Genomic DNA, 7,019 nt, shown 5'->3' with positions numbered 1-7,019 from the left:
TGTACTATTGAAGAAGTATTCGATTTGACGGAGGTAGAATAAGAGATACTATGGAAAAATTTAAGAATAAATTAATTAGACGTAAAAATATGATGATAGGTTTTGGATTTATTGCATTATCATTTATTTTGATTATGAAGTTTTATGTAGAAGATCTACCAAATTTACCAGAATGGCTTTCTTTTGAACTAGAGTTTGTAACAGGTTTATTTCTGGGTTTAGAAATAATTTTTGCAATTTACATAATTAAAATGAGAAAAGCATTAAATAACGAAGAAGCACTACAACAGCTTTATATTGAAGAAAATGATGAAAGAAAAAGATACATTCGTGCTAAAGCAGGGCAACCACTGATTATGATTCTTAGCAGTATATTAATAATTTCTTCAATTATTATTGGAATTTACGATATGAAGATATCATTTGTATTACTAGGCGTTGTAATGTTTCAAATGCTTGTTAGTGTAATTTACAAACTTTATTTATTAAAAACAATATAAGATTGAATAAGTAAGATTAATCAGCTTTAAAAACATAGAAAAACTAGATTGTGTATGATTTAAACGATTTGTGATAAAAATAGCAATAGATATAAATAAGGGCATAGAAATGAAATATGCCTTTTTTAGTGCATAATAATTTTCACAAGATGAACACATAAAATTTATTTTGAAAATAATTTACATTGCAATATAAGGCTTTAAATAAGGACATGGAAGTTGTTTCATATGAAATTTTCATAAAAATTTTCATAAAAATGTAACATGTGAAAAACTTATTTTACAATAATTTATGTTTTTTTTGACCCACAAAGGAGGTGTAATTGGAATACACTAAAGTTACAAAAGAAAGCGATTACAATAATTTAGATTTGGACGTCCCGTTGTTGGAAAGCTTTCAAAATAACACAAAAACATAAGAAAAAGGAGACTAGAAATGGTAGCAATTCATGTAACGAGTGAAATTAAACCACTTAAAAAAGTTTTATTACACAGACCTGGAAAGGAATTATTAAATTTAACACCAGATACATTAGGGCGTTTATTATTTGACGATATCCCTTATTTACCAGTAGCGCAAAAAGAACATGACCGTTTTGCAGAAATATTAAGAGAAAATGGTGTAGAAGTTGTTTACTTAGAAGATTTAATGGCAGAAACACTTGAACTTTCAGCAGAACTTAAAGAAAAATTCATCAAGCAATACATTGAAGAAGCAAATATTCATACTGAACGTTGGAAAAAAATCCTATTTGATTTCTTTATGAATATTCAAGATTCTAAAGAATTAGTATTGAAAACAATGGAAGGATTGAACTTAAAAGAAGTTCATGTATCTCCAGAAAATTCATTAGTTGACCTAGTTTCTGAGTCTGATAAATTGATTATTGATCCAATGCCTAATCTATACTTTACTCGCGATCCATTCGCATCAGTAGGAGAAGGAGTTACTTTAAATAAAATGTATTCAGTTACACGTAATCGTGAAACTATTTATGCAGAATACATCTTCAACTATCATCCTGAATATAAAGGACAAGTTGAAAAATGGTATGACCGTTATGAAGAATTCCATATTGAAGGTGGAGACGTATTAAATATCAATGAAAGTACATTAGCAGTTGGTATTTCTCAACGTACATGTCCTGAAGCAATCGATGGATTAGCACATCATATCTTCAGTAATCCAAAAAATAAAATTCAAAGAATCTTAGCAGTTAATATTCCAAACAACCGTGCAATGATGCATCTAGATACAGTATTTACTCAAATCGATACAGATAAATTCACAGTACATCCTGGTATCTATGGAGCATTACAAGTATTTGAAATTACACCAAAAGATGGCGATATTCTTGTAAAAGAAATCAATGATAAATTGGAAAATATTTTAGCAAAATATATTGGACATCCAGTAACATTAATACCTTGTGCTGGTGGTGATAGAATTGCTTCTGAACGTGAACAATGGAATGATGGATCAAATACATTATGTATCGCTCCAGGCGTAATCGTTGTTTATGATCGTAACAATGTTACAAATGAAATTCTTAGAGAACAAGGATTAACAGTATTAGAAATGCCAAGTGCCGAATTATCAAGAGGACGTGGTGGACCTAGATGTATGTCAATGCCACTTGTTCGTGAAGACTAAAAACATAAATATAACTTAAAAGGAGAAAATAAATTTATGGCAGTTAACTTAAGAGGAAGAAATTTCTTAAAATTATTAGATTTCTCAACTGAAGAAATCAGATACTTAATCGATTTATCAAAAGAATTAAAGAAAATGAAACTTGCAGGTATTCCTCATCGTTATCTTGAAGGAAAAAACATTGTATTGTTATTTGAAAAAACATCTACACGTACTCGTTGTGCATTTGAAGTTGGTGGAATGGACTTAGGTATGGGTGTTACTTACCTTGATCCAGGATCTTCTCAAATGGGTAAAAAAGAAAGTATCGCTGATACTGCACGCGTTCTTGGAAGAATGTACGACGGAATCGAATACCGTGGTTATGCTCAAGAATTAGTTGAAGAACTTGCAAAATATGCAGGAGTACCAGTTTGGAATGGTTTAACTACTGAATTCCATCCTACTCAAATGTTAGCTGATATGTTAACAATTGAAGAAAAATTTGGGCATTTAAAAGGAATTAATTTCACATTCTTTGGAGATGCTCGTAATAATATGGGTAACTCATTAATGGTTGCTTGTGCTAAGTTAGGTCTTAACTTTACAGCATGTGCACCAAAAGAATTATGGCCAGATGAAGATTTAGTTGCGACTTGTAAAGAACTAGCTAAAGAACACGAATGCACAGTTACTTTAACTGAAGATGTTAAAGAAGGCGCAACAAATGCAGATGTTATTTATACAGATATTTGGGTTTCTATGGGAGAACCAGATGATGTTTGGGATACAAGAATTAAACTATTAAATAAATATCAAGTTAATAAAGATGTTATGGCTATGGCTAAACATGAAGCTATCTTCATGCATTGCTTACCTAGTTTCCATGATACAAACACTACAATTGGTGCAGATATTGCAAAGAAATTTGGTTTAAAGGAAATGGAAGTTTCTGATGAAATATTCGAATCAAAACAATCTGTTGTCTTTGATGAAGCTGAAAACCGTATGCACACAATTAAAGCTGTTATGTATGCAACATTAAGATAGGTTAATTATGACAAGAAAACGTTTAGTAATTGCTTTAGGAGGAAATGCTTTAGGAAATTCTCCTGAAGAACAATTAGATTTAGTTAAACAAACTGCGAAAACAATCGTGGATTTAGTTGAAGAAGATTACGATGTCATTATTGGACATGGTAATGGACCTCAAGTTGGGATGATAAATAATGCTATGGAATTTTCTGCTAATGGTGGTGGAAAAACTCCATACATGCCATTCCCAGAATGTGGAGCGATGTCACAAGGATATATCGGTTATCATTTGACACAGTCAATTGAAGGTGAACTTGAAAGACGTAACATCAAAAAAGATGTTGCATGTATCGTTACACAAGTTGTAGTAGATCCTAACGACAAAGCATTTGAAAAACCTACAAAACCTATCGGATCATTCTATACAAAAGAAGAAGCCGACAAAATTGCAGCTGAAAAAGGATTTGTATTTGTTGAAGATGCTGGTCGTGGATACAGAAGGGTAGTACCTAGCCCTATCCCTACACGCATAGTTGAATTGAATGTTGTGGAACAATTAGTTCAAGCTGGTGATGTAGTAATCACAGTTGGTGGTGGGGGCATACCAGTAATCGAAACACAAGATGGTTTACAAGGAGTTGCAGCGGTTATTGATAAAGACCGTTCAAGTGCAAAACTTGCACTTGATGCAAAAGCCGACATGCTAGTAATTCTTACTGCAGTTGACCGTGTGTGCATTAACTTCAATAAACCAGACCAAAAAGCCCTAGCTGAAATGACAATCGCAGAAGCTAAACAGTACATTAGTGAAGGACATTTTGCTCCAGGATCTATGTTACCAAAAGTTGAAGCTTGCTTAGATTTCGTTGAAGCGACTAATAACGGTGTCGCTCTAATCACATCATTAGAAAAAGCAAAGGATGCTTTGAAAGGAGAAACAGGAACTATTATTAAAAAATAGTACTGTAAAAAAAGGTGGATAAAATGACAGAAAAGAAAAAGAGGTCGATAAGTGCTTATTCCATACTGTTACTAATCATCATCGCACTAGCTGCGGTAACATGGTTTGTACCAGGAGTTGAAAAAGCTACTCTAGCAACAATTGTAATGGCTCCGTATAATGGATTCGTTAATGCGATTGACGTTTGCGTATTCGTTCTAGTTTTAGGTGGTTTCTTAGGGGTTGTTACAAAAACAGGAGCACTTGATGCAGGAATCAAAACTCTTGTTAAGAAATTAAATGGAAATGAATTAATTCTTATTCCTATACTTATGTGTGTATTCGCTCTAGGTGGAACTACATATGGTATGTGTGAAGAAACAGTTGCATTCTATGCGCTTATTAGTGCAACAATGGTTGCTGCTGGGTTTGATACAATCGTAGCTGCTGCAACAATCTTACTTGGAGCAGGTATTGGTTGCTTAGGATCAACAGTTAACCCATTCGCTACAGGTATTGCTTCTTCTGCACTAGTAGATTTGGGAGTTCCTGTTGACCAATCTGTTATCATGATATTAGGATTTACATTATTAGTAGCTAACTTAGCAATCGCAATTTGGTATGTAATGCGTTATGCTAAAAAAGTTAAAAATGAAAAGGGTTCAATCCTTTCTACAAGTGAAAAAGCTGCAATGATGGAACACTATTCACAAGGTGATCATGAAAAAGTTACTTTCACAGGAAAACAAAAATTTGTACTTGTTATCTTCGCATTTGTATTTATTGTAATGATTATTTCTGTTATGCCTTGGGCTGACTTGATTGGTGAATCAGCAGCTAATGCAATCTTTGGATGGTCTGCATTCTTAAATGGTGTTGCATTAGGTGGATGGTGGTTTGGAGAACTTGCAATGTGGTTCTTCCTTGCTACAATCATCGTTGGTATTCTTGGTGGATTACATGAAAAAGTTATCGTTGAATCATTTGTAAGTGGTGCAGCTGATATCGTATCAGTAGTATTAATTATTGCCGTTGCTCGTGGAGCTTCTGTATTAATGACTCAAACAGGATTAGATATTTACTTGCTAACTGCTGCTGCAAATGCATTAAATGGTTTAAGTGCTACAATATTCGCTCCATTAGCATATCTAGTTTATATTGGATTATCATTCTTAATTCCTTCAACAAGTGGATGTGCTACAGTAACTATGCCAATTATGGGTCCATTAACTGCATCATTAGGTTACAATCCAGCTGTTATGGTTATGATTTTCGCTGCTGCAAGTGGAGTCGTTAACTTATTTACTCCTACATCTGGTGTTGTTATGGGAGGATTATCAATAGCTAAAGTTGAATATTCTACATGGTTAAAATGGGCTGGAAAACTCATATTAATCCTAGCTGTTGTATCATGCGTCATTCTTACTGTCGCAATGACAATTCTATAAACCTTACTGTTTAATAATAATTATTGAAGACTCTGAAAAGAGTCTTCTTTTTTTCATGTAAATGTTATGAAAACGAGAAAAAAATATTTTAATATGCTATAATAATAAGCGAAGGTAAAATTATGACGACAGTATCTGATATTACTACAATACAAGATAAATTTGCATCAGCACTTGATCGACGACAAGTTTGCTCTTTTGATATTGAATTCGTTGAAAATCAAACCTCTCCTCTTATTCATAGTGCGGCGAGGTTTTTATATTTTTTAGAGGGTAGTTGCATTTTTTCACTAAATGGAATTGATTATGATATCCGAAAAGATACGATGGTATCAGTGATGCCATGGGATATTACTGTTATTAAAAATGTAACTGAACCATTAACATTTCAAAAAATTGTTTATAATTCAGATTTCATTAATGGCTATTTGAGAACTCTCTATAATCCTAAAAATAGCCTTATCCATTTACATGAGGCAATTAAAGAACATCCTATTCTCTATTGTGATCAAATAGAATCAGTATCATTACAAACGTGTATTAATCAACTTAAAGATGAACTTGGTGAAGAAAGCATGAACCCAGATTATGATAGTTTACCAGAATTGTCAGATGCATTTGTAACAAGTCTTTTAGTTTCTATGCTTGTATTATTCAATCGTTATATTAAAAATCATGAAGTGGTAGGAAAAGAAGACAATACTGAACTAGAATTGACAAACAAAATATTAAGATATATTAGTACTAATCTACAAAGTAAAATAACATTAGAAAAATTATCTAAGATTTTCTATGTGAGTGAATCTACAATTGCTAAATACTTCCAAGAAAATATTGGATATTCTTTTTCAGAAATGATTAATGAAATTCGATTGTCAAAATCATACGATTTATTACTATATTCCGATTTGAGTTTGAGTATTATTGCCCAAATCATTGGTTATACAGATGCATCACATTTTATCAAAGCATTTGTAACAAAGGTTGGATGTACGCCGAATGAATATCGCAAAAGTTATCAAACAGATGAAGAAATTTTGAAACGCAAAGAAAATGAAGTTATTTACAAAGTTTTGAATTATATTCAGGAAAATTTCTTGAATGACAAAATTAGTGGTGCAATTGTTTCTAAACGATTTGGTCTTACAATGATGGAATTAAATCATATTATGTTATTTCAAGTGGAGAAAACATTTGATGATTATGTAGACTGGTTACGGGTATCTCGTGCATCAGAACTTTTGATTACAACAGACTTAGCTATTACTGATATTGCAATTGATGTAGGATACAATACAACAAAAACATTTACAAGAACATTTACAAATATCCGTAAAATGACTCCAGGAGCATTTAGGAAAAATGTTGATTTACAAACAATAGATGGAGAAATTATCTATACAGCTAGAAAAGAAAATATTTAAAATGAGAGAATAATAGAACTCTCATGTTTTAGTTTTATA

At 32.2% G+C, this 7,019-nt stretch carries 6 protein-coding genes; all 6 read left to right on the top strand.

Going from position 1 to position 7,019, the window contains the following annotated elements; genetic code table 11:
* Positions 1 to 50: 50 nt before the first annotated feature.
* The 6 genes from RSB60_RS01405 to RSB60_RS01380 all read left to right on the top strand — a co-directional run bounded on the left by RSB60_RS01405 (position 51) and on the right by RSB60_RS01380 (position 6,980).
* Positions 51 to 500, top strand: a complete 450-nt coding sequence (locus tag RSB60_RS01405) for a hypothetical protein (RefSeq protein WP_332614113.1) — start codon at positions 51 to 53, stop codon at positions 498 to 500.
* A gap of 436 nt (positions 501 to 936) precedes the next feature.
* Positions 937 to 2,154, top strand: coding sequence for an arginine deiminase (gene arcA / locus RSB60_RS01400; RefSeq protein WP_323380764.1), 1,218 nt, complete (start codon positions 937 to 939; stop codon positions 2,152 to 2,154).
* 36 nt (positions 2,155 to 2,190) lie between these two features.
* The gene (gene argF / locus RSB60_RS01395) at positions 2,191 to 3,183 is read left to right on the top strand and encodes an ornithine carbamoyltransferase (RefSeq protein ID WP_332614111.1); all 993 of its coding nucleotides are present in this window, start codon (positions 2,191 to 2,193) and stop codon (positions 3,181 to 3,183) included.
* A gap of 7 nt (positions 3,184 to 3,190) precedes the next feature.
* A complete protein-coding gene (gene arcC, locus RSB60_RS01390; protein ID WP_323380762.1) occupies positions 3,191 to 4,129 on the top strand; it encodes a carbamate kinase in 939 nt (312 codons plus the stop codon).
* Between the two features lie 23 nt (positions 4,130 to 4,152).
* Positions 4,153 to 5,556: a YfcC family protein gene (locus RSB60_RS01385; protein ID WP_323380761.1), complete on the top strand. Its 1,404-nt coding sequence runs from the start codon at positions 4,153 to 4,155 to the stop codon at positions 5,554 to 5,556.
* A gap of 122 nt (positions 5,557 to 5,678) precedes the next feature.
* On the top strand, positions 5,679 to 6,980 hold the full coding sequence (locus tag RSB60_RS01380) for an AraC family transcriptional regulator (RefSeq protein ID WP_332614109.1): 1,302 nt from the start codon (positions 5,679 to 5,681) through the stop codon (positions 6,978 to 6,980).
* Positions 6,981 to 7,019: the final 39 nt, after the last annotated feature.

The sequence above is a fragment of the Anaerorhabdus sp. genome (genome assembly GCF_036657415.1).
Classification (GTDB): Bacteria; Bacillota_I; Bacilli_A; order Erysipelotrichales; family Erysipelotrichaceae; genus Anaerorhabdus.
The sequence above is the reverse complement of the archived record's forward strand: the minus strand, read 5'-3'. Positions and strand labels throughout refer to the sequence as shown.

What these genes read in the sequence shown, in the direction of transcription:
- argF (WP_332614111.1), top strand. Translation starts at nt 2,191, where the DNA reads ATGGCAGTTAACTTAAGAGGAAGAAATTTCTTAAAATTATTAGATTTC.
- arcC (WP_323380762.1), top strand. Translation starts at nt 3,191, where the DNA reads ATGACAAGAAAACGTTTAGTAATTGCTTTAGGAGGAAATGCTTTAGGA.
- RSB60_RS01380 (WP_332614109.1), top strand. Translation starts at nt 5,679, where the DNA reads ATGACGACAGTATCTGATATTACTACAATACAAGATAAATTTGCATCA.
- RSB60_RS01405 (WP_332614113.1), top strand. Translation starts at nt 51, where the DNA reads ATGGAAAAATTTAAGAATAAATTAATTAGACGTAAAAATATGATGATA.
- arcA (WP_323380764.1), top strand. Translation starts at nt 937, where the DNA reads ATGGTAGCAATTCATGTAACGAGTGAAATTAAACCACTTAAAAAAGTT.
- RSB60_RS01385 (WP_323380761.1), top strand. Translation starts at nt 4,153, where the DNA reads ATGACAGAAAAGAAAAAGAGGTCGATAAGTGCTTATTCCATACTGTTA.